Source organism: Polyangium sp. y55x31 (genome assembly GCF_029946505.1).
Classification (GTDB): domain Bacteria; phylum Myxococcota_A; class Polyangia; order Polyangiales; family Polyangiaceae; genus Polyangium.
This window is the reverse complement of record NZ_JARZHG010000020.1, coordinates 76,069-99,049: the sequence shown is the minus strand read 5'-3', so window position 1 is coordinate 99,049 and position 22,981 is coordinate 76,069. Positions and strand designations below refer to the sequence as shown.

The window sequence follows — 22,981 nt, the reverse complement described above, 5'->3', positions numbered from 1 at the left end:
CAGCGGTCAAGCCGTTTCGTCGGTCAATACGCGAGTCAGGACGCGGCGCGTCGAAGGTTCTCGGGCGTTTTCACTTCGGAACCGGCGGCACCACGACTTCATTGATCTGCTGCACGCTCGCGCCGGCCGGATACGCGTAGCTCACGTAGGTGGACAAAAACCCCGGCTCCGACGCCGACGTCCCCCAGCCCCAGACCGTGAGCCCGAACGGCGCTTCGCTGTGGATCTCGCGCCGCCCATTGTCGCAATTCCCTTGCTTCTCGAAGTTGCCCCTCACCAGGTCGAAGCGCGCGAATTCGTAATTGCCCGAGAGCCCGAGCGGCTGGAAGCCCCCGATCGCTCCCGCGCAGTCGAGGACCACGTCTTTGAAGGTCCCGTCCTTCGCCTTCGAGCGCACGAGGACGAGGTTCGTCTCGGGATACGTCGGATCCGCGAAGAACACATACCTCGAGAGATATTGCTGCGCAGGGATCACGTTCACGAACTCCGGATCGCCGATGCTATTGAAATCGCCCCCGCCCGTCATGTACCCGGCGAGGTAAAACGGGTGATCGCTGCCCTGGCTCCGCACGACGAACGGCCCCGGCGAGCGGAACGAGGCGATCTGCCCCGAGCTCAGCGTGAGAGGAGCGCCGTCCGGCGGGGCCGGCTCGTACGTGAGCGTCGTCCCGTCGACGGCGCCGACCATCCTCCAGGGCGCGTTCTCCTCGTTCCCCTCGACGCGGTTCCGATAACGCACGGCGACGTATTCGCTCCCGAGCGCGCGGACGGGCGGGATCTGCTGGTGCGCGCCGTCGCAGCAGCACGCGTCGATGTTGATGCATCCCGAGCTGCCGATGACCCCCACTGGCTTCGTCGATAGAATCGCGCTCCCCGTGAGCTCCGCCTCCTGCTCGAACGTCAGCGCCTGCCCCTTCATCATCGTATACGTCGCCGGAACGCCCATCGGCGTCCCCGGCACCGCTTGACCGTCGAGCATGCCGCCGTTGATGGCCACCGTGGGGCTTATCGTCACGTCCGTCGCGTCCTCGGCCGCGATGATCGTGAGCCTCGGGGGCTGCGAATTGTTGCCGAACGGCCAGGGCGCCACGGCCACGTAGTTCGTGTCCCACGCCGACGTCGGGACGAGCAGCGTCGCGCTCGTGATCGCGCTCGAACCGCCGCCGTACGGATCGATGTCGTACGCCACGACGGGCGCGGAGGTCTTGATGTGGACCGCGCCGGCAGGGGCCGAGCTGGGCGCCGCGATGCCGGCCGGACAGCCAAAACCGCCGAGGAAGATGATCGCCACCTCGTTCGGCGGAAGCTCGCCGTTCGGCAGCGGCGCATAGGTGATCGCCTGGCCGTTGCCCGTCGGAATGCGCGCGTAGGTCGAGAGATCGACCGAGGCGCCGTTGGCCTCGACAGCCATGGTCACGGGCGAGGTCCACGTGTTCACGACGTAGAGGGCGAAGCACCAGTTCACGGTCGTCTGCGAATAATACTCGCAGCCCACGGTGCTCTTCGCGAGCGTCGCGGCCTCGCACGCAGGGACGCACGAGAGATCGGGGGCGCAGGCTTGATCGTCCGGGCACGTCTTCTGGACGACGCCGTTGCAATCGACGACCGAATGGAGATCGGCCGAGCATTGGCTCCCGCACGAGCCGCCGCCGCCGCTCCCGACCGTGAATTCGACGCCGCCGGTCCCGGCTCCCCCTTGGCCCGAGGAGCTGCTGTTGCTCGCCGAGGCGCCGCCCTCGGAGCCGTCCGGCCCGGGGCGCTCGCTGGCGGCGGAGCAGGCGGCGGCGAGCGCCGCGCAGGAGAGCGAGAGTATGCTTAGACTAGCGATAACACGTGTATTCACGGGGCACCTCGTGCAGGCGTTCGCCCACATGGGCGAGGATTCTATCAGAGCGCCGGCGCCGAGGGCGAAGAACCCGCCCCATTCACCCCATGAGCCGCGCGAGCTCCCCCGCCGCGCGCGCGCCCTGGGAGGCGGCGCCCTCCATGTGCCCCTGGAAATCGAGCGACGTGTGCTCGCCGCAGAAGAGCACCCCGCCCTGGCGAGCCGCCTCGTGGCCGCCGAACAGGACCCGCTGACCCACGCGATAATAAGAATACGACGCCTCGTAGAGCGGGTTCGTATGCGGCATCGATTGCGTCGCTCTCCCGTTCCAGTGCGTGAAGCTCCCTTTCAGGACCCTCTCCAGCCAGCCGAGCCCCGCGCGCGCGTCCGCGCGGACGCCCGCATCGTCGATGGTGGCGAAAGGCCTCCGTGTCGCCATCGCGTCCGTCACGGCCCCGCCGGTGTACACGACGAGGATCCCGGGCTCGCCCGGCTGGGCGCGGCTGACCTCCCAGGTGTTCTGGTAGCCGGTATCGGCATAGGTGGATCCATTGCTCCTGCCAGGCCAGGGGCCCTCGTCGCGCCAGTAGCGGCGCGAAAACTGGAGGTGGAGCTTGCCATTGTGCCCCCGGCCGAGCTCCTCGATCGCGAGGCGCTTGCGCGCGTCGAAACCGGCGCCCAAGAGGTCGATGGTGCGCAATACGGCGAACGGGAGAGCGAGGACGACCCAGTCGGCCACGACGTCGATGACGTTCGGCCCTCGCTGAAAGGTGAGGATCTGCCTCCCCGCCGGGCTCTCGCGCAGCCGGAGCAGCCGGTGCCCACGCCGGATGGCGTCCGGACCGAGCACATCGGCGATGGCGATGGGGATCTGCTGGTTGCCGCCCTTGATGTGATAGGCCTCGTCGGATTCGCCGAACATGGAGAAATGGTCGGGATCGGGCTGGTGGCCGAGCAGGTAGACGAGGTTCAGGGCGGACTGATCCCGCGAATCGGCGCCCCATTCGATGACGTAGGCCACGTCGAGGAGCTGCCCGAGCGGCGAGGCGTGCCCGCCCGGGACCCGCGAGGCGATCCAGTCGAACACGCTCATTTGATCGAGCGCGCGCCCCGCGGCCGTCGCGCCGTCGTAGGTGGTGGTCTCGCCCGCGGCGCGCAGATCCGAAAGGAGCGCGGGGTAAAGACGCGCGAAATCGCGCTCGGCCTCGGCGACGGGGTAGTAGCGGCCCTCGAAGAAATACGTGTCCTCCAGGCCAGACGGCTTTGGGCCCTCCAGGCTGTCCACGGTCAGGCCGAATCGGCGAGCGAGGGCGAACAGGGTGCGGTGATTGCTATCGATGAGCTCACCGCACCACTCGCTGACTTGACCCGCGTCCCAGGAGGTGGTGTTGGAAAACATGCGCCCGCCGATGCGGCCGGAGGCCTCATACACCGTGGCCGAGAGGCCACGATCGCGCAGCGCGAGGGCGCAGGTCAGGCCGGCAATGCCGCCGCCGACGATGACGATGGTGGGACGGTCCGCGGCGCGGAGGGCGCGCGGAAGCGCGAGGGTCAAGGCTCCCGCGGCCGAGGCGCCGAGGAAATGGCGGCGATCGAGGGAAATCCCACGGTGGGCATCCCGTTCGCGAGCGGCCATGCGCTCCTCGCGCAGCGCGGCGGGCGTGAGCCCTCGCGCGCGCGCCGCGTGGTGCTCCGAGGCCAGCTTTCTCAGCGATCGCAAGAGTGGTGTCCGTGCCATGAGCGCCCTCCCAGCGGCATGGCTGGCGCCCGGGCGGGGCCATGTCACGGGCTTGCGCGGGGCGGCGTCGAGGCTCTAGGCACAAGCAAGGCGGTGGGGAGCCCGAGCCGGAAAAGACGCGCTTCACGGCAATCGTCGTCTCGACGACGCCGCGGCGGCCGGCGGTCAAAGCGTCAACGCGCCGCCTTCGAAGCGCCGGATCGCCACCCGCCCCCGAGCGCTTGGTAGAGATTGATCACGGCCAGCCATTGCCGCTTTCTCGTCTCGATCAGCTCCATTTTCGCATCCAGAGAATCCCGCCGGGTCAGCAGAACTTCCATGTAGTCGGCTCGAGCGGATTGAAAGAGAACCGTGGAAACCTCACTCGACCGGGTGAGCGCCTCCACTTGCTGCAATTGGAGCTCGTATGCTTTTTGAAGATTGTCGATCGACGCCAGTTGATTCGCGACGTCGGTGAACGCTTGCAGGAGCGTCCTCTCGTAGTTGAACACCGCCTGGAGCTGCCGGGCGTTCGCCGAGCGATACTGGGCCTCGATCGCTTTCCGGTTCAGGAGCGGCGCCGTGAGATTCCCCGCCAGGTTGTAGATGAGCGAATCCGGCGTCACGAGGAGGTGCTTGATGTTGAAGGACCTGTAGCCGACCGCCGCGTCGATGCTGAGCGAAGGGTAGAACTCCGCCTTCGCCACCTTCACGTCGAGCTTCGCGGCCGAAAGCTCGAGCTCGGCTTGCCTGATGTCCGGGCGGTTTTTCAGCAGATCGGAAGGAGGTCCCGACGCCACCTTCGGCAGAGGATCCGTGAGCTTCTGCGCGTTTCGGCTCACGGTCTGCGGGTAACGACCGACCAGGAAGTTGATCCTGTTCTCGGTCTGAATTTTCTGCTGCTCGAGGTCGTAGAGGCGGCTCTTGTTCTTCAATACCTCTGCTTCGAACCTCTGAACCGCGAGCTCTGTGACCCGGGCCGCCTCCTTCTCGAGCCTGATGATCACCAGCGCGTCCCCGAGGATTTCGATGTTCCGCTTCAGGACGTCGAGCTGGTTGTCGATCGCCACCAGCTCGAAATAAGACCTGGCGATTTCAGCGACGATCTGCGTCACCATGAAGTTCCGGCCCTCGATGGTCGCGAGGTAACGGAAGTCGGCCGACTTCGTGGCGTTCCGCAGTTTCCCCCAGACGTCGACCTCCCACGAGCCCCAGAGTCCGAACGTGAAGTCCCCCAGATTCTCCGGCAACCCGTGGCTTTCGTCGCTGATGCCCCGACTCGTGTTTTTCCCCGCCCTCTCGACGCCGGCACCAGCCCCGACGCCGACCTTCGGGAGGTAATCGCCTTGCCTCGCCGACACTTCATTGCGGGCGATGATGATCTCCTGAAGCTGGATGTTCAGCTCCTGGTTTTTATCGAGCGCCAGTTCGATGAGCGCCTCGAGCTCGGCGTCGTCGAAGAAGTCACGCCACACCGTCTGCGTCGTGCTCGCGGGCTCTGGCGTTGCGTTCGAGGTGCTGCTCGAAACCCCGAAGCTCTGCGGTATCTCCTTGTGCGGCTCCCTGGGCTCGTTTCCTTCCAGCGAAGGGGCGCAGCCCGCCACGAAAAAGCAGAAACACGCCAGCGTGGTGACCGATCGTGAAAACCCTGTCCTAGACATAGTGGCTCACATTCTCGGTCAAGGGTTCGTCTTCTTCGGCCTGGATCAGACTCCGACCCTCCGCGAGCGTCCCGAAGATGAAGTACAGGCCCGGCACGATGACCACGCCGAATACGGTGCCGAAGAGCATTCCACCGAGCGCCGACGCGCCGATGGTGCGGTTGCCGACGGCGCCCGGCCCCGTCGCGATGACCAGGGGAATCAGGCCCGCGATGAAGGCGAAGGACGTCATCAAGATGGGGCGGAAGCGCGCCTTTGCTCCCTGGATGGCCGCCTCCATCACCGACGCTCCGTCGTGGTGGGCCTGTACGGCGAACTCGACGATGAGGACTGCGTTTTTGCCGAGGAGGCCCACCAGCATGACGAGCCCGACCTGGGCATAGATGTCGTTCGCCAGGCCGAGGAGCTTGAGGAGCAAGAAGGAGCCGAATACGCCGATGGGCAACGAGCAGATGACCGCCAGCGGGAGGAGGAAGCTCTCGTATTGGGCGGCGAGCACCAGGTAGAGGAATGCGAGGACGACCAGGAAGATGTAGACGGCCTCGTTCCCGCGCTTCGCCTCGTCGTAGGAGAGGCCTTCCCACGCAATGTCGTATCCGCGTGGCAATGTCGTCGCGGCGACCTCGCGGACGGCCGCGATCGCATCTCCGCTCGTGTATCCCTTGGCCGGACCGCCGCGGATCGCTGCGGAGTTGTACATGTTGAAGCGCGTGATCTCGTTCGGCCCTTGCGTCTTCTTCAGCTTCATGAACGCCGAGTACGGGACCATCTCGCCCTTGTCGTTCTTGACGTACAGGCTCATGAGGTCCGAGGGGAACCGGCGATATTCCGGCGCCGCCTGCGTGTAGACCTTGAAGAAGTTGCCGAAGCGAATGAAGCCCTGCTCGTACGTGCTGCCGATCAGGATGTTGAGGTTATCCATGGCGTTCTTGATCGAAACGCCCTTTTGCATCGCCAGCTCGTTGTCGATCTCCAGCTCGAACTGCGGATAATCTGCGGCGAAGAAGCTGAAGAGCCCGGTCAGCTCCTTTCGCTTGTGCAGGTGATCCATGAACTCTCGCTGGACGCGATCGAAGTCCTGGTAATCCGTCTCGTTGTTTTTATCCAACAGGCGGAGCGAGAAGCCGCTCGCGGCGCCGTAGCCCGGGACGGCCGGCGGCTCGAAGAATTCGACGATCGCGCCGATGTCCTTCGCCTTCTGCTCCAGCTCCTCGATGATCTGGGTGACACCACGCGTGCGCTCGGACCACGGCTTGAGGTTGATGAGGCAGGTCCCCGCGTTCGAGCCGCGCCCTTCGGTCAGGATCTCGTAGCCGGCGAGGGAGGAAACCGAGGCGACGCCGTCCACGCTCTTCGCAATGCCTTGCAGCTCTCGCGAGATGTCATTCGTTCGCTCCAGGGTCGAGCCCGGGGGCGTCTGGATGATCGCGTAAATCTGCCCCTGGTCCTCGTTGGGCACGAAGCCGGCAGGGACGAGCTTGCTCAGATGGAGGACACCAAAGCCGAATGCGGCCAGGATGGCGAAGGTGACGAGCCGTCGATGGACCACCTTCCGGAGCGCGCGGACGTAGACGTTCGTACCGACCTCGAAATAGCGATTGAACGCGTCGAGGAAGATGCCGATCGGCGTCCGCTTCTTCGGCTGCCCGTGCGTATTCTTCAGGATCATCGCGCAGAGGACGGGCGTCAGGGTCAGCGCGACGATGCCGGAGAGCACGATGGACGAGGCCATCGTGATCGAGAACTGACGATAGAAGATGCCCACCGGCCCGGTCATGAAGGCCACGGGCACGAAGACCGCGGTCATCATCAAGGTGATTGCAATGACGGCGCCGCTGATCTCGCCGAGGACCTTCTTGACGGCGTTGTAGGGCGATAGGTGTTCCTCGGCCATCTTCACGTGGACCGCCTCGACGACGACGATCGCGTCGTCGACGACGATGCCGATCGCGAGGACGAGCGCGAAGAGCGTGATCAGGTTGATCGTGATCCCGAACATCTGCATGAAGACGAAGCTCCCGACGAGCGAGACGGGAACCGCCAGGACCGGGATCAGCGTCGAGCGCCAGTCACCGAGGAAGATGAACACGACGAGCGACACGAGGACGAACGCCTCGCCGAGCGTGTGGAGGACCTTTTCGATCGAGGCGTCGAGGAAGCTCGAGACGTCGTAATTGATCTCGTAGTCCATCCCGGCGGGGAACGAGGTCTTCTTGAGCTCCTCCAGCTTGGCCTTGACGTTTTCGATGACCTCGCTCGCGTTGCTTCCGTAGGTCTGCTTCAGCATGATCGCTGCGGAAGGGTGGCCGTCGAGATTCGAATAGATGTCGAAGAACTCGCTCCCGAGCTCGACCCTCGCGATGTCCTTGAGGCGGAGCAGCTCGCCGTTCTCGTTTGCCCGGATGATGATCTTCTCGTATTGCTCGGGCTTGTTGAACCTGCCCTCGTAGACGAGAACGTATTCGAGCGACTGCGCCTGCATGCCGGTCGCCTGCCCGAGACGTCCAGGAGAGCCGATCACGCTTTGCTCGCTGATCGCCTTCATCACGTCCTCGGTCGAGACGTTGTACGCCCGCATCTTGTCCGGGTTGAGCCAGATGCGCATGGCGTATTGCCGGGAGCCGAGGATCCGGGTCTGCGCAATCCCGTCGACGCGACTCAGCTCGGGGAGGAGATTGGCATTCGCGAAGTTGTAGAGAAATTTTTGATCCGCCGTCTTCTCCTCGCTGTAGAGGTTCACGTACATCAGCATGCTGGGCTGTACGCGATTCATGACGACGCCTTCGAGCTGGACGAGCGTCGGGAGGCGGTTGATGACCTGATCGATCCGGTTCTTGACGTTGACGACGGCCTCGTTCGGGTCGGCGTCGAGCTTGAAGACGACCTGGATCGTCGCCTCGCCGGCGCTCGTTGCGTCGGAGATCATGTAGATCATCCCCGGAACGCCATTGATGGCGCGCTCCAGGGTGATGATCGAGGACTGGACCAGGACGTCCGCGCTCGCTCCCGGGAACGTGAGCGAGACCATCACGCGAGGCGGAGAGATCTCGGGAAATTGCGAGACCGGGCGTGATCGCATGGCGAGGACGCCGAGGAACACCAGCACGATCGAGAGGACCATCGCCAGGACCGGGCGATGGATGAACTTGGATGTCAGGCTCATTCTGCTGGCACCTCGAGGTGCGTGAGCACGTCGGCCGGATCCTTGTAATCGACCTCGATCTTGACGCCGTCCCTGACCTTTCGCAGGCCCTCGACGAGGATCTTGTCGTGCTCCTCGAGGCCATCCGCGACCGCGAAGACCTGCGGCATTTCCGCCGCGATGGTGATGGGGCGCGAATGGACGACGTTTTTCTCGTCGATGACGAAGACGAACTTCTTGTCCAGCACGTCGAAGGTCGCCTTCTGCGGAATGAGCAAGGCGTTCCTGAGCGGCACCTCCATCAAGATCTTCCCCGTCTCGCCGTGTCGGAGCAGCCCCTTGGGATTGGGGAACGTGGCCCTGAACGCGAGATTGCCGGTCGCGTTGTTGAAATCGGCCTCGATCGTCTCCACCGTGCCGGTTTGCTCGAAGATCTGGCCATCCGCCATCTGCAGCTTCACCGTGGTGGTCTTTTCGGTCTCCGACCGGGATTCGTACTGGAGATACTCGACCTCGCTGACGTTGAAGTACACCCAGACCTTGCTGTTGTCGGAGAGCGTCGTGAGCAGGTCCCCCTCGTCGACCAGGCTGCCCATCCGCACCTGGAAGCGCCCCACGAGGCCGTCGAACGGCGCCCGTATCTCGGTCATCGATTGGTGCGTCGCCGCGAGCGCCACTTCGGCCCTCGCCTTGCTGAATTTCGCCCTGGCCAGGGCGAGCTCGTTGGGCGAGACGACGTTTTTGTCGGCGAGGAGTTTCGTATTTTTGAGCTCGATCGCCGAGAGCTCGGCCTCCGCGTTGGCCTTCTGCGTCTCGGCCTGGTAAATCATGGGCATGATTTGAAACATCCGCGCGCCCTTCTCGACCTGCTGGCCTTCGTCAATGAAGGTCCCTTGCAGGTAGCCCTTTTCGAGGGCACGCAGCTCGATGTGCTGGATCGCGCGGATTTGTGCCACGTAGTCTCGGGTGAGCTCGGCGTCCTTTCGAAGAGGACTCGTCACGAGGAACTTGCCTTGCTCCCGATATTCTTGATGTTCGTGGTGGCACCCCATCACGGAAAAGACGGCCAGCAAGATGAAGCGTGTGGGGGGTCGGTTCATCGCAGATGAGTCGGGACAACGAGCCCCGTGGTTCCGAGAAAAGTTTTCTTATGTATCCGTTCCCAACAGACTCGACTGTCTGTGAACGTGTGGCTTGTGTTACGCGTCGATTTCGTGCGCCCTGACCTCGTGCATGTCCACGTGCTCGAAAGTCCGAGCCGGCCACGTTCGGGTTCCGTGGCCGAGCACCATGACGACGCCGCTACGAGCGCACGCGATTGCGGCCGTCGCGCTTGGCCTGGTAGAGCTGCTCATCTGCGGGTTTGATGAGATCGATGGCGACGCAGGTGGTCTCGTCCGCTTGCGCGACGCCCGCCGAGATGGTCAGCGAGATCGTTTGCCCCTCGAAGGTCACCACGTGGGCCGCGACCGCTGCGCGAATCGTCTCGGCCAGCGCCGCGGCTCCCTGGAGGTCTGTCCCGGGGAGCATCCATGCGAACTCTTCGCCGCCATATCGTGCAAAGACATCACCCGGCCGCACGTGCTGCTGCATGAGCGATACGACCTCGCGTAACACCTGATCACCCGCCAGGTGCCCGAACGAGTCGTTGATCCTCTTGAAATGGTCGAGGTCGAACATCACCAGCGACAGCGGAGGCTCGGGGCGCTCCGCGCGTCGTAGCGCGGCATCGAGCTGCTCGATGAGATGACGACGGTTGTACGCCTTCGTCAGGCCGTCGATCGGCGACGTCGTGTATCGTGTTTCTTCGATGGGCCGCCCGCACTCGGCGCAGCAGACCCTGAAGATCGTGTTCCCGAGGCGTACCCGATCACCACAGCGCAGCAGCGCCTCCGGCACCTGCTCGTCGTTGACGAAGGTGCCGTTGGTGCTGTCGTTGTCGACCACCCACCAGCCCTCGGCGCGTTTCTCGAAGCGCGCATGGCACCGCGAGGCCGAGTCGCTGTCGATCGTGATGGTGTTTCCAGCGCGGCGTCCGACCGTGACCACCGTGGCGCCGGGGCCGAGCTCGTATTGATGGCCGAGGAGCTTCCGATCGCGCGCGTAAATGATGACGAGGGCGAAGGGGCCTTTCGGGTCTTGCGAGCAATCGATGATCATGGTGGTCGGCGCCGCTCGGGGTTCGCTCCATAGAGTAGCGCGAAAGGTCCCGTCGATGTCGAGCCGCACGCCCGCGCCGTCGCGCGTGAGCTCGGCGTGCCCGCGCTACCGAGATGGATGTACGTTGCCGCAATGATGCAGCGTGTCTCTCGTTTGGCGGCCCTCATGGCCCTCCTCCTGTTCACGCCTGCCTGCAGCGGATGGCTGCGCGCCGAAGGCGGTTTCACCACCGCGACGACGCTCGCGCGAGGCCGGCAAGGCGCGTCCATCGGCGTCGAAGCCGCCCTCGGCGAGCGTCGCGCCCCGGTGGTCCTCGACGTCGCGCTCCGCGGCAAGGTGACGGAGGGGGCAGGGGACCTGGCGCTCTTCGTCGGCGGCCTCTTGCTCCGCCGCCCCGGCCCTGTCGGCGTTTATGTCCTCCCCGGCGTCAATCTCTTGCAGCTCGGCAGCGCGGATGGGGATGTCTCGTTCGGCATGTTCTCGCCCGTCGCGGAGGTCGGGATGGTCATCGACCTCGCGAAACGAAGATCGCCGGATGGCATCCCCCGGGAGCCGCCGGAAATGCTCACCATCGGGACCCGGATCGAATACGACCTGCGCGCCACGTCGCAGCCGCACGAGGGATTCTGGACGGTGAACGTCGGGTATGCGGTCGGCGTGGGGCAGGAATGAGGCGCGCGCGCCCCTCGGTCAGGGGGTGCGACGTCGTTTCAACGTCTGGCGGCTGTCCGCGTTGCCGAGGACGAGGAAGTCGTCACAACCTTCGGTGAATGCGGTGTACGACGTCGTCGACGTCGCCGGCTGATGCGTGCTCTTGCAGGCGGCATACGTGCTGGTGAGCGTGGAGCCGTTCGTCTCGTAGGTCCCCTGCCCGTAGATTTGCAGGTCCGCGCCGTCGAGGGCGGGGATGTCGAAGTCCTTCAGGTTCGACGTCGTGTGCCCCGTGTCGTCGAACACGAGAACACGCAACGTCTTCGACGGGGCCTCGGCATAAGAGACCTCCACTTTCACGAGCTCGTACTGGCCCGGCAGGATCACGCCGCCCGTATAGGTGGCATTGCCGCCGAACAGGACGAAGGGAATCGCGTCGACCTCGGTTCCGATGGGCATCGCGCCGCACTCCGGGTTGGCGATGGTATAGATCGTCGCTTCGAGCGGCTCCGCGCAATTGCCTCCGCCGCCGCCCGCGCCTCCGACGCCGCCCGTTCCACCCATGCCGCCGGGCCCTGCCGGCGCGCCGCCGCTGCCCGCCGGCATACCTCCGGTTCCGCCGCCGCCCGCCCCGCCCGTGTCGTCATACGTGCGTTTTTCGGCCTCGCACCCGGCGGCCATGCATCCCGCGATCACGCTGGCGACCGCCGCTGCCCAGAATGTTCCTCGACCCGACATGAAGCCCTCCTTGAAGCGCGGCGCGGCACACGTGCGCACGCCCGCGGCCCTCCCTCCTGCTACTAGCACTCCACGGGGTCCGCTTGGGGACACCCCGCTTTGGGGCCTCCCCAAACACGTTGCGGGCCGCCCAGCCTTCCCTTTGGGGCCTCCCCAAAGCCGGTGCCGACCGCCGGGACCCCGCTTTGGGGCTTCCCCAAAGCCCGTGCGGGCCGGCGGGACCTCACGTTGGGGCCTCCCCAAAGCGGATGCGGGCCGGCGGGACCTCGCTTCGGGGCCTCCCCAAACCCGTTGCCGACGGGCGGGACCTCGCTTTGGGGCCTCCCCAAACCCGTTGCGGGCCGGCGGGATCTCGCTTTGGGGCCTCCCCAAAGACGGTGCCGGCCGCCCAGACCTCGCTTCGGGGCCTCCCCATGACCGATCCCGACCGCCCAGAGCTCGTTTCGGGTCGGCGCCGCTTCGTTTTGGAGCATGGCGATCCGTTTTGGAGCACCTTCTGCTCCACTTTGGAGCACCCCACCAGCATTTCTTCCTGGATTTCAGGTGGGTACGGCTTTTGCCATGTCGCCACCCGAACCCGCGGCGCGACATCCCGTCGCGCCATGAACCAGCGAGGTGTCTCCCATGGCCAATCATCCGTCAGCCGCCAAGCTCTCCCGCGTCGAAAAGGCGACCATCAGCCGCAAGCTCCACGAAAAACTCATCGAGCGCGCGCAACTCGGCCCCGTCGAGCCAGCCCTCGATGCCTTCATTCCCCAGCTCGACGCAATCGCCGTCCGGCTCGATTCCCACGTGATCGGTAAAAAGGCGGCCCACGCCGCCATCGCCGCCCACGCCGACAAGGCCGAAATCATCGACGAAGACGTCGATACATCAGCACGGCACATCGAATCGTTCCTCGACGTCGAAGGCCGTCGCCGCCACAGCGCCTTCGCCTCCGCCGCCCGCGCACTACGCGCCGCCGCCTTCCCCGAGGGACTCGGCTTCCTCGACGACCGCATCCCCGACGAAAACGCAAGGATGCGCGGAACCCTGACCGTGCTGCGCGCCCCCGAGCACGCACCCACCCTGGCCAGCATCAAGCTGCCCCCCGAATGGCTCGATTCCCTGGAAGCCGCCCTCGACGCAAGCGACCAAGCCTACGCCGATCGCGTCGCAGCCCACGGGACCCAAGGCGAACACGTCCACAAAGGCCGGAGCGCCGAAGCCGAATGGGTGCACCTCGTCGGTCGACTGAAAAAATACGTGGAGAGCCGCGATATCCCCGGCGACGTCGATCGCCAGATGGAGAACCGAGCCTTGCTCGCACCGCTGACAGACGCCATGGCACACGCAAAAGCCGTCGCCGCCACACGCGCGACGCGACGAACGAAGAAGGCGGCGTAGCGCCGGGGTTTCACCCCGGACCCCGACCAGGGGTTGTCCACCCCTGGACCCGGACCAGCGCAAGCGCTGGACTCGGGGCGACAGCGCGCGATGCGCGCTGTCGACAGGGAAGACGTCGCCAGCACGTAGGGCAGCGCTGCTGTCTTGGCTGGCAAGGTCGTCGAGGGTCTTGCCCCGGGCCCGTCCGAGAAACCGCGCATCGCGCGGTTTCTCGGCCTTCGGTCCAGGCCGTGCCTGGTCCGGGGTGCAGGGGGCGGACAGCCCCCGCTGGGGTGCGGGGCAACGCCCCGCTCCGCTCCGCCCTGAAGCGACAGGGACTCCAGACAGTGCGCCTCGATGAAGCGCAGCGCATCGTGCACGAGCCCGCTGAGCATGGGCGGCGCCAGGGGCACGTGCTCCCGCATCTCGCGCAGGAGCTCCGTGATCAGCAGGGTAAACCATGCGAGCGCGGCGTTCTCCGCGCCCCACGGGGCCTCTCGCAGCTCGGCATCGATCTCGGCCACCAGACGCTCGATTCGCTGCCGCCGGGGCTCTCCGGGCCGCAGCCGGAGCAGTCCCCGGAGAAAGATGCTGCGCACCGGCGCGTCCTTCGCATCTCCCCGGATCGGGGGGCGCCCGGGCAGCCGCTCCGAAGAGCCCAGCAGCGTCGGATCAAAGCCCACGATCCATCCCTCCAGGTCGCCGACATCGAGGGGCTGGTGCTCCACGCCCGCGGGGACGATATGGATATCTCCGGCATGCAGATCGACCTGCTCCAGATGACGGCCTCGCCCTTTCCCCGCCGTCAGCACGAAGACCATGAAGAAGGTCGAGACGAGCGGCCCGGGCAACGGCGTGGGCTTTGGGCCTGACATGCGAACGACACGCAAGGGCAAACCCCCGGCGCCGAACCCGTCCAGCGTGAGAACGTGGGGAGGCGGGTGCTGAGGCGCGCGCGGCATGTCCTGCAGCATCGCATGACGGCGTCCCGAGCGCGTGGCGCACGGTCCCGCCTCCAGGCGAGCACGACGCGGATCGCCCCCCGCGCTCGCCCGACCCACGCCGGTCCTGCCCGCGCGGGCGTCCGGCTCGCTCGACACAACCTGTGCGTGAGCTCCCAAGCGCGGTAGTAGAAGATCGACGTGGAGGCCCTCGGCGAACATACGATTGTCGACACCGTTCGCGTGAGCGATCGGTTCATCCTCCAGCGCGCCGCGCGGGGGGATGGAAGGGGGGTCGAGAATCGGACGGTTCTCTTCAAGTACCCCGCCTCCAAGCACCCTTCTCCCGAGACCATCCGCCAGCTCGAGCACGAGCGCTCCGTTGCACGCGACCTCGACGCGCACCTCGTCCTCCACCCGATCACGCTCGCCCGGTGGGCCGATCGCACGGTCCTGGTCTTCGAGGACTTCCGCGGCGTCCCCCTGAGCCACCTCGTCGGCGCGCCCATGGAGGTCGGCCGCTTCCTCCGGATCGCCAAGAAGACCGCGGAGGCGCTCGCCGGGCTGCACGATCGCCACGTCATCCACAAGGACATCCGGCCGGACAACATCCTCGTCGACGTCGAGACGGGCGAGGTCAGGCTCACCGATCTCGGGCTCGCCTCGCTCCTGCCGCGCGAGTACCAGCAGGCCGATCAGGCGAGCTCCATCGAGGGGTCGCTCCCGTACATGTCGCCGGAGCAGACCGGGCGGATGAACCGGGCCATCGACCACCGGACCGATCTCTACTCGCTCGGGATCACCTTCTACGAAATGCTGACGGGCCACCTGCCTTTTCGCGCCGTCGATCTGCTCGAGTGGGTCCACTGCCACATCGCCGGATCGCCGAGGCCGCCGCACGAAATCGTGCCCTGGATACCCAGGCCGGTCTCGGCCATCGTGCAAAAGCTCCTCTCCAAGGTCGCGGAGGATCGTTATCAGACTGCCCGCGGGCTCGCCCACGACCTCGCGATTTGCCTCGCGCGATGGGACGAGACCGGCACCATCCCCCTCTTCCCGCTGGGCCGCGAGGACGTCTCGGAGCAATTTCACCTCCCGCAGAAGCTTTATGGCCGTGACCGCGAGATCCGGACGCTCCTCGCGCGTTTCGAGCGGGTCGTTTCGACGGGCGCGCCCGAGCTCGTGCTCGTCTCCGGATATTCGGGCATCGGCAAAAGCTCGCTGGTCCGCGAGCTCGACATGCCCGTCGCCGCGGCGCGCGGGAATTTCCTCGCCAGCAAATTCGAGGAGACGCAACGAGACGTCCCTTATGCCACCGTCGTCCGGGCCTTCGCAGAGCTCATTCGACGGATCCTCACGGAGAGCGAGGAGAAGATCGCCTCTTTTCGCGAGCGGCTCTGCGAGGCCCTCGGGCGCAATGGCCAGATCCTCGTCGACCTGATCCCGGAGCTCGCGCTCGTCATCGGCGAGCAGCCCGCCGTCGCGGCGCTGCCGCTCACCGAGGAGAAGAGCCGATTCCACATGGTCTTTCGCCGCTTCCTCTCGACCTTCACGGCCGAGGGGCGGCCCCTCCTCCTTTTCCTCGACGACCTGCAATGGGCCGACGCCGGCAGCCTCGCGTTGATCCAGGAGATCCTCACCCACCCCGACACGAAGCACCTGCTCCTCGTCGGCGCTTATCGCGACAACGAGGTCACGCCGGCGCACCCGCTGTCCCTCGTGATCGCGGCGATCCGCGCGGCCGGCGCGCGCGTCTCCGACATCGTCCTCGCCCCGCTCACCTCCGAGGACGTGCACCGGATCATCGCCGACGCGCTCCAGTGCGACGTCGCGCGGGCGCGCCCGCTCGGGGCCCTCGTGGAAGAGAAGACCGGCAACAACCCCTTTTTCGTCCTGCAGTTCCTCGCCGCGCTGCACGAGCGCGCGCTCCTGTCCTTCGATCGTCAGGCGCGCGCGTGGACCTGGGACCTCGACGCCATTCGCGCCGCGCCCTTCACCGACAACGTGGTCGACCTCATGGCCGCCAAGGTCGCTCGGCTGAGCCCCGAGACCCGCGCCACCGTGGTCCAGGCCGCCTGCCTGGGCTGCGAGGTGGACGTGGACACGCTCGCCGCCGCGACCCGAAGGTCCGCGCGCGACCTCGACGGCGTCCTCTGGGGCGCGCTGCACGGGGGGCTCATGAGCCGCGTGGGCGACACGTATCGTTTCCTCCACGATCGCGTGCGGGAGGCTGCTTATCTCCTGATCCCGGAGGACCAGCGGGCCGCAACGCACCTCGCGATCGGTCGCACCCTGCTCGACGCGACGCGGCCCGAGGACGTCGAGGCGCGGGTGTTCGAGATCGTTCATCAATACAACCTCGGCGGCGCCCTCATCGACGATCCGAAGGAGCGCGAGCGCCTCGCCCGCCTCGACCTCCTCGCGGGCCGGCGGGCCCGGACCTCGGCCGCGCACGCGTGCGCCGAAGGCTACCTCGAAGCCGGGGTGCGGATGCTCGGCCCCGAGCCCTTCGGAGCGCAACACGCGCTCGCCTACGATCTCCATTTCGAGCTCGCCACCTGCGCCTACCTCCGCGGCGACCTCGTCGGCGCGGCCGAGCAGCTCTCGGCGCTCGCGCCCCGCGCCAGGAGCAGGATGGAAGAGGCGGCGATCCGGCGCCTGGAGGTCGACCTCTACACGAGCATGGGTGCCCTCGACGAGGCCATCGCCCGCGGGCTGCGTGGGCTTTCGCTCTTCGGGATCGTGATCCCGTCGCACCCCACGCGCGCGGAGGTGGAGCACGAGCGCGAGCGCGTCTTCTCCCTGCTCGGCGACCGACCCATCGAGGACCTCATCGATCTCCCGGAGATGACCGATCCCGAGATCGCCGCGGCCCAGGACATCCTCGCCGTCCTCTTCGCGCCGGCCCTGAACACCGACCCCAATCTGTCGCTCCTGGTCTACTGCTCGATGGTCAACCAGAGCTTGCTCCACGGCAACTCCGACGCCTCCGCGCTGGCGTACGCCTACTTCGGGATGAACCTCGGCCCGGAGTTCGGGCGGTACCGGGAGGGCCATCGGTTCGGCAAGCTCGGCTACGACCTCATGGAGAGGCGGCGGAGCACGGCGTACAAGGCCAAGATCAGCTTCATCTTCGGCAGCAACACGCTCTTCTGGACGCACCACCTCCAGGACAGCCTGCCCTACCTCGACACCGCCTTTCGCACCGCGCTCGAGACCGGCGACGTGACCTTCGCCTGTTATTGCTGCAACCACATCGTCGTCGACCGGCTGCTCCTCGGTCACCCGCTCGATCAGGTGTTCGAGGAGGCGGAGCGCCGGCTGTCGTTCACCCGGCGGGCACGGTTCGACGCCTCGACGCAGGTCATCCTGGACATCCAGCACCTCGTCGACACCCTGCGCGGGCGCGCGACGCCGGACGAACGTGTCCGCGAAGAGGCCGCCCGCGACGCCGTCATGGACCGGTATCCCTGGGCGGTCGTGACGTGCTGGCACTACGTCATGCAGCTCGTCACGCGCGTCTTCGAGGGAGACTTCCGCGGCGCCGTCGCCGCCGCCGAGCGCGCCCGGGCGCTGCTCTGGTCGACGGTGGCCCACGTGCAGGAGCCCGAGTTCTGGTTCTACGGCGCGCTCGCGCTCGCCGGCCACCACGACGACCCGGACGCCGATCGTCCGGCCATCCGCGCTGCCCTGCGCGCGCACGAGCGCAAGCTCGGCGAGTGGGCAGAGGCCTGCCCCGAGAACTTCGGTCACAAGCACGCGCTCTGCGTCGCCGAGATCGCGCGTATCGAGGATCGCCCGCTCGACGCCATGCGCGCCTACGACGACGCCGTGCGCGCCGCCCGGCGCCACGGCTACATCCAGAACGAGGCGCTCGCCAACGAGCTCGCGGGTCGCTTCTACCTCGGCCGCGGCTCGGAGACGAGCGGGGGCGCGTACCTGCGCGAGGCCAGGAACGGGTATGCCGAGTGGGGCGCCCACGCCAAGGTCGCCGAGCTCGATCGCCGTCACCCGGGCGTGTTCGACGGCGGCCCTCTGCCGCTCGCCGCCGCCATCGTGGCCCGGCCCGAGCAGCTCGATCTGATGGCCGTGCTCCGGACCTCGCAGGCCATCTCCACGGAGATCGATCTCGCGCGCCTCCTCGAGACCTTGATGCGCGCGCTGGTGCAGCGGGCGGGCGCGCAGCGCGGGCTGCTCCTCCTCGTCCGCGACGACGAGCTGCGCATCGAGGCCGAGGCCTCCTCCGACCCGACGGGGGTCGTCGTGCGTGTCGCTGCCCGGAGCCCGACGGCGTCGGCCGTCCCCGCGTCGATCGTCAACTACGCGCGCCGGAGCCGAGAGACGGTGATCCTCGACGACGCCGCGCAGCCGAACCTCTTCTCGCCGGATCCCTACCTCGAAGCTCACGGCCCGAGGGCGGTGATGTGCCTGCCCATCGTGCAGCAGGCCCACGTCATCGGCGTGCTCTACCTCGAGAACGATCTCGTCCCCGGCGCCTTCACCCGGGAACGCCTGATGGTCGTCGAGTTATTGGCCTCGCAGGCCGCGATCTCCCTGCAGAACGCCATCCTCTACGACGCGCTCCACCGCAGCGAGGCGCAGCTCCGCGCCGTCGTCGACAACACCACGGCGCTCATCTACGTGAAGGACCTCGAGGGCCGGCACCTGCTCGTCAACCGGCGACTCGCGGAGGTGCTCGGCCGCGACGACGCCGTCGGCCGGACCAACGAGGAGCTCTTCCCCCCGGACATCGCCGAGAGCCTGAGCAAGAGCGACCGGAAGGTCCTCGCGACGATGGCGCCGCTGGAGGTGGAGGAGAGCGTGCCCCTCGCGGACGGCCTGCACACCCATCTCTCCATGAAGGTGCCTCTCCGCGACGCCACGGGCGCTGCGTACGGCGTATGTGGTGTCTCCACGGACATCACCCAGCGCGTCGAGGCGGAGAAGGAGCGCGAGCGTCTGCTCCAGGAGGCCCAGGAGGCGCTGCGCATCCGCGACGAGTTCCTCGACATCGCCTCGCACGAGCTGAACACGCCGCTCACCCCGCTGCGCCTGCAGGTGCAGCTCCTGCGCCGGCGCCTCGAAGATCCCGAGCTCGCCGCGCACCCGAGGCTCCAGGGCCTGCCCCGCCTGCTGGAGATCGCGAACCACAGCGTCGAGCGGCTCGAGAAGCTCGTCGGCGAGCTGCTCGACGTCGTCCGCATCGGCGCCGGCAAGCTCTCGCTGACGCTCGAGGACGTGGATCTCACGACGCTGGCGCGTGAAGCCGTCGAAGGCCTGGAGCACGAGGTCAGCGCCGCGGGCTGCACGATCGGCCTCGTCGCCTCCGCGCCCGTCATCGGCCGGTGGGATCGATTCCGCATCGAACAGGTCCTCGTCAACCTGCTGACGAACGCGCTCAAGTACGGCATGGGCAAACCGATCACCGTCGGCGTGCACCGCGTGGGGCCGCGGGCCGAGCTCTGGGTCGAGGACCGCGGCATCGGCATCCCCAAGGAGGATCAAGCCCGGATCTTCGAGCGCTTCGAGCGCGCCGTATCGAGCCAGAGCTTCGGCGGCCTCGGGCTCGGGCTGTTCATCACCCGGCAGATCGTGGAGGCCCACGGCGGGACGATCCGCGTGCAGAGCGAGCCCGGCCGTGGAGCGAGGTTCACGGTGGAGTTGCCGTGTGGCTAGCGTCGAGCCTGGTGGGCAGGCCGGGAGATGCGGGGTGGGGGAGGAGGCGGGGAGGGGAGCCGACGCGCGGGGCTACGGCTCGAATAGCTCGGCGGTCGCGACGGTCAGCGAAACAGAGTCGTCCGCGCCGCCTGCGACAAGCACGCTGCCGTCGCCGAGCCGCGTCGCCGAATTGTACACACGGCGACCGCTCATCGGGTGAACCAGGGACCAGGTGCCGGTCGTCGGGTCATAGACCTCGGCGCTCGAGGCCGTGAGGTAGTAGTCGCCGCCCACCACCAGCACCCTGCCGTCGGTGAGCAGGGCCCCGATGGGAGCGATGCGCCCGAGGTTCAGCGATCCGGTCGTCGACCAGGTGTTGGTCGACGGGTTGTAGAGCTGAGAAACGCTGGTGTAACCGCCCGCGACCAGCACGGTGCCGTTGTCGAGCAGGGTCGCGAAATGATCCGAGCAGGCGGTGCCCAGCGATGCTGCCGACGACCAGGTGTTGGCCACCGGGTCGTAGATCTGCGCGGTCGAGAGGGACCCCGAGCCGGAGTTCCCGCCCGCCACCAGCACCTTACCGTTGCCGAGCAGCGTCGCCGAATGGTTGTAGCGCGCGCCGGTGATCGACCCGGCTGACGACCAGGTGTTGGCCGCCGGGTCGTAGACCTGCGCGGTCGCGAGGGCCGCAGAGCCGCTGTAACCGCCCACCACCAGCACCTTGCCGCTGAGGAGCAGCGTCGCGGTGTGGAGCGTGCGAGCGGTGCCCATCGACGCGACCGTCGTCCAGGTGTTGGCCACCGGGTCGTAGGTCTGCGCGGTCGCCAAGGCCGCAGAGCCGGTGTCACCGCCCACCACGAGCACCTTGCCGTCGTTGAGCAGCGTCGCGGTATGGTCGAAACGCCCGGTGCTCAGCGACGCCGCCGCCGACCAGGCGTTGGTCGCCGGATCGTACAGCTCTGCGCCCGTGAGGGCCGTCGCCCCGGCGTCATCGGTGCCGCCCGCCACGAGCACCCTGCCGTCGTTGAGCAGCGACCCGGTGTGCCGATAGCGATCCGCGCTCATCGACGCCGCGCCCAACCACTTGTCGACCGACGGATCATATCGCTCGGCGCTCGCAATGACCGCGGAGGCGCCGTAACCCCCCGCGATGACCAGCTTGCCGTTGCTGAGCAGCGTCGCGGTATGCAGGTAACGCGCGGCGCTGATGGCCGGCATCGTGTACCAGGTCTCGGTCGTCGGGTTGAAGATCTCGACGGTCGCGACGCGCGTGGTGCCGCTGCTCGCGCCGCCGACCACCACCACCTTGCCGTTGCTGAGCCGCGTCGCGGTATGGGCCTCGCGGCCGGTGCTCATGGGGTAGGAGGTCGACGACCAGCTATTGGTCGTCGGGTTGTAGAGCTCGGAGCTCGTATAGTACGTGGAGCCGCTGTAACCGCCCGCCACCAGCACCTTGCCGCTGCCGAGCAACGTGGCGGTATGCCTGTTCCGAGCGTTGCTCATCGACCCGGACGCCGACCAGGAGTTGGTCGCCGGGTCGTACACATTGCCGGTTGCGAGGGCCGACGAGCCGTTGGAACCGCCCACCACCAGCACCTTGCCGCTGTTGAGGAGCGTGGCGGTGTGCCAGTACCGCCCGCCGGTGATCGTTCCGGTCGACGACCAGGAGTTGGCCGTCGGGTCGTACGTCTCGGCGGCGTTGGTGAACGCGGAGCCGTCGAAGCCGGCCACCACCAGCACCTTGCCGTTGAGGAGCCGCGTCGCGGTATGCGCGTAGTGAGCGCCGACCATCGTGGGCCCCGCCGCCCAGGTGTTCGTCGACGGGGTGTAGAACTCGGTCGTGTTGACGTACGCGGAACCGTTGTAACCGCCCGCCACGAGGACCCGGCCGTCGCCGAGCAACGTCGCGGTATGGCCGTAACGCGCGGTGCCCATCGACGCAGCCGCCGACCAGGAGTTGGCCGTCGGGTCGTACAGCTCGGCGCTCGAATAGGTCGTCGACGAGCCATTGTTCCCGCCCGCCACGAGGATCTTGCCATTGCCGAGCAGCGTCGCGGTATGCAGGTAGCGCGCGGTGCCCAGCGAGCCCGCCGACGACCACAGCGGATCGACCAGCACGGGCTCGCCGTCCGCGTCCACCGACAGCTCGATCTTCGTCCCGTTCGCCGTGAGGTGCACCGCGACCGGCTCCCCGCCGGCCCGGTAGGCCGCGGGCGCCGTGACGCGGATCCGCTCCACGCCCTGCTCGTCGTTGACCGCGACGGCGTCGCCCTGCTGCTCGAGCGTCCCGCCGTCGACCTCCCACGCCGCGACGGGCGCGCCGCTGCGGCTCGTGTCGAGCAGCAGCCACTCTTCGTAGCCCTCCTCGGTCGCGCTCCAGTACGAGGTGACGCCCTCGCGCGTGTAGGCGACCGCGCGCTCGGTGATCGCCCCGGGCCCGGAGGCGCCGAGCTCGTGCACGCGCACCTCGAAGCCGCCGGTCAGGTGGAAACGGATTTCACCGTCGGCGCTCTCGGGCAGCGCGATCGACAGCCCGCCGCGGCGGCCGAGCGCGGCCTCCACGTCGTCTCCCATGTCCAGCGCGAAGCCTTGCCCTCGCGCGACGAACGTGTCGTTGCCTTCGAGCACACGCGCCGCCTGCTCCGGGAACTTGAGCCGGAGCGTGTCGGCGCCTTCCGGTTCGGCTTGCACGGCGCAGCCGAAGCCGGAGGGCAAGATGCTGCCGAGGAGGAGGGTGAGGAGCGCGCAGAGCAGATGTCTCCGCCAGCGCTCCGCGTCCCTCCGAGGGGTCCTTGTTGCGTGAGCAATCCTCATTCGTCTTCGTCCTTGTGTTGGAAGCGAAAGCACCACGCGAACACGACAAACCGTTGACATCCGGTGGTTTGTGAGTCGGGTTGCACGGATGGCTTGCCCTCTATCACGAGGACGTTCGCCCATGTTGGAAATAAGGGGCCGCACATCTGTTGCGCACGGATTTGGCGCACTGCCCATGCGCACTGCCTATGCCTACGGGAGCGGAGGCGAGCCCCGTCACGGAGGTCGCGGCGGCCATCACGCGCGAGGGCAAAAGGTGAACGACACCTCGGGACACGGAGCGAATACGCCGCTTCGAGGAGGCTTGCC

12 protein-coding genes are annotated in these 22,981 nt (G+C 67.1%); 4 read left to right on the top strand and 8 right to left on the bottom strand.

Annotated elements, in window-relative coordinates:
* Positions 1-70: 70 nt before the first annotated feature.
* From QHF84_RS29775 to QHF84_RS29750, 6 genes are all read right to left on the bottom strand, one after another.
* Positions 71-1,843, bottom strand: coding sequence for an IgGFc-binding protein (locus tag QHF84_RS29775; protein ID WP_281316841.1), 1,773 nt, complete (start codon positions 1,841-1,843; stop codon positions 71-73).
* Positions 1,844-1,925: 82 nt separating this feature from the next.
* A complete protein-coding gene (locus QHF84_RS29770; RefSeq protein ID WP_281316840.1) occupies positions 1,926-3,563 on the bottom strand; it encodes an NAD(P)/FAD-dependent oxidoreductase in 1,638 nt (545 codons plus the stop codon).
* A 173-nt stretch (positions 3,564-3,736) separates the two neighbouring features.
* Positions 3,737-5,203: a TolC family protein gene (locus QHF84_RS29765; RefSeq protein ID WP_281316839.1), complete on the bottom strand. Its 1,467-nt coding sequence runs from the start codon at positions 5,201-5,203 to the stop codon at positions 3,737-3,739.
* Entirely contained in the window at positions 5,196-8,360 is a 3,165-nt protein-coding gene (locus QHF84_RS29760) for an efflux RND transporter permease subunit (protein WP_348652893.1), read from the bottom strand. Before QHF84_RS29760 ends, QHF84_RS29765 begins: the two co-directional genes overlap by 8 nt.
* A 2-nt stretch (positions 8,361-8,362) precedes the next feature.
* Positions 8,363-9,445, bottom strand: coding sequence for an efflux RND transporter periplasmic adaptor subunit (locus tag QHF84_RS29755; protein WP_281316837.1), 1,083 nt, complete (start codon positions 9,443-9,445; stop codon positions 8,363-8,365).
* Between the two features lie 202 nt (positions 9,446-9,647).
* The gene (locus QHF84_RS29750) at positions 9,648-10,505 is read right to left on the bottom strand and encodes a GGDEF domain-containing protein (RefSeq protein WP_281316836.1); all 858 of its coding nucleotides are present in this window, start codon (positions 10,503-10,505) and stop codon (positions 9,648-9,650) included.
* Between the two features lie 132 nt (positions 10,506-10,637).
* Between QHF84_RS29750 and QHF84_RS29745 the strand changes: the two genes are divergently transcribed.
* Entirely contained in the window at positions 10,638-11,177 is a 540-nt protein-coding gene (locus tag QHF84_RS29745) for a hypothetical protein (protein WP_281316835.1), read from the top strand.
* An 18-nt stretch (positions 11,178-11,195) separates the two neighbouring features.
* Here the strand turns inward: QHF84_RS29745 and QHF84_RS29740 are convergent, their stop codons facing one another.
* On the bottom strand, positions 11,196-11,894 hold the full coding sequence (locus QHF84_RS29740) for a hypothetical protein (RefSeq protein WP_281316834.1): 699 nt from the start codon (positions 11,892-11,894) through the stop codon (positions 11,196-11,198).
* A gap of 624 nt (positions 11,895-12,518) precedes the next feature.
* Here QHF84_RS29740 and QHF84_RS29735 point away from each other — a divergent pair.
* From QHF84_RS29735 to QHF84_RS29725, 3 genes are all read left to right on the top strand, one after another.
* The gene (locus tag QHF84_RS29735) at positions 12,519-13,280 is read left to right on the top strand and encodes a hypothetical protein (RefSeq protein ID WP_281316833.1); all 762 of its coding nucleotides are present in this window, start codon (positions 12,519-12,521) and stop codon (positions 13,278-13,280) included.
* Positions 13,281-13,606: 326 nt separating this feature from the next.
* A complete protein-coding gene (locus tag QHF84_RS29730) occupies positions 13,607-14,131 on the top strand; it encodes a hypothetical protein (RefSeq protein ID WP_281316832.1) in 525 nt (174 codons plus the stop codon).
* A gap of 312 nt (positions 14,132-14,443) precedes the next feature.
* A complete protein-coding gene (locus tag QHF84_RS29725) occupies positions 14,444-19,876 on the top strand; it encodes an AAA family ATPase (protein WP_281316831.1) in 5,433 nt (1,810 codons plus the stop codon).
* Positions 19,877-19,948: 72 nt separating this feature from the next.
* On the opposite strand, the gene QHF84_RS29720 is transcribed toward QHF84_RS29725, so the two are convergent.
* Positions 19,949-22,549, bottom strand: a complete 2,601-nt coding sequence (locus tag QHF84_RS29720; RefSeq protein ID WP_281316830.1) for a kelch repeat-containing protein — start codon at positions 22,547-22,549, stop codon at positions 19,949-19,951.
* Positions 22,550-22,981: the final 432 nt, after the last annotated feature.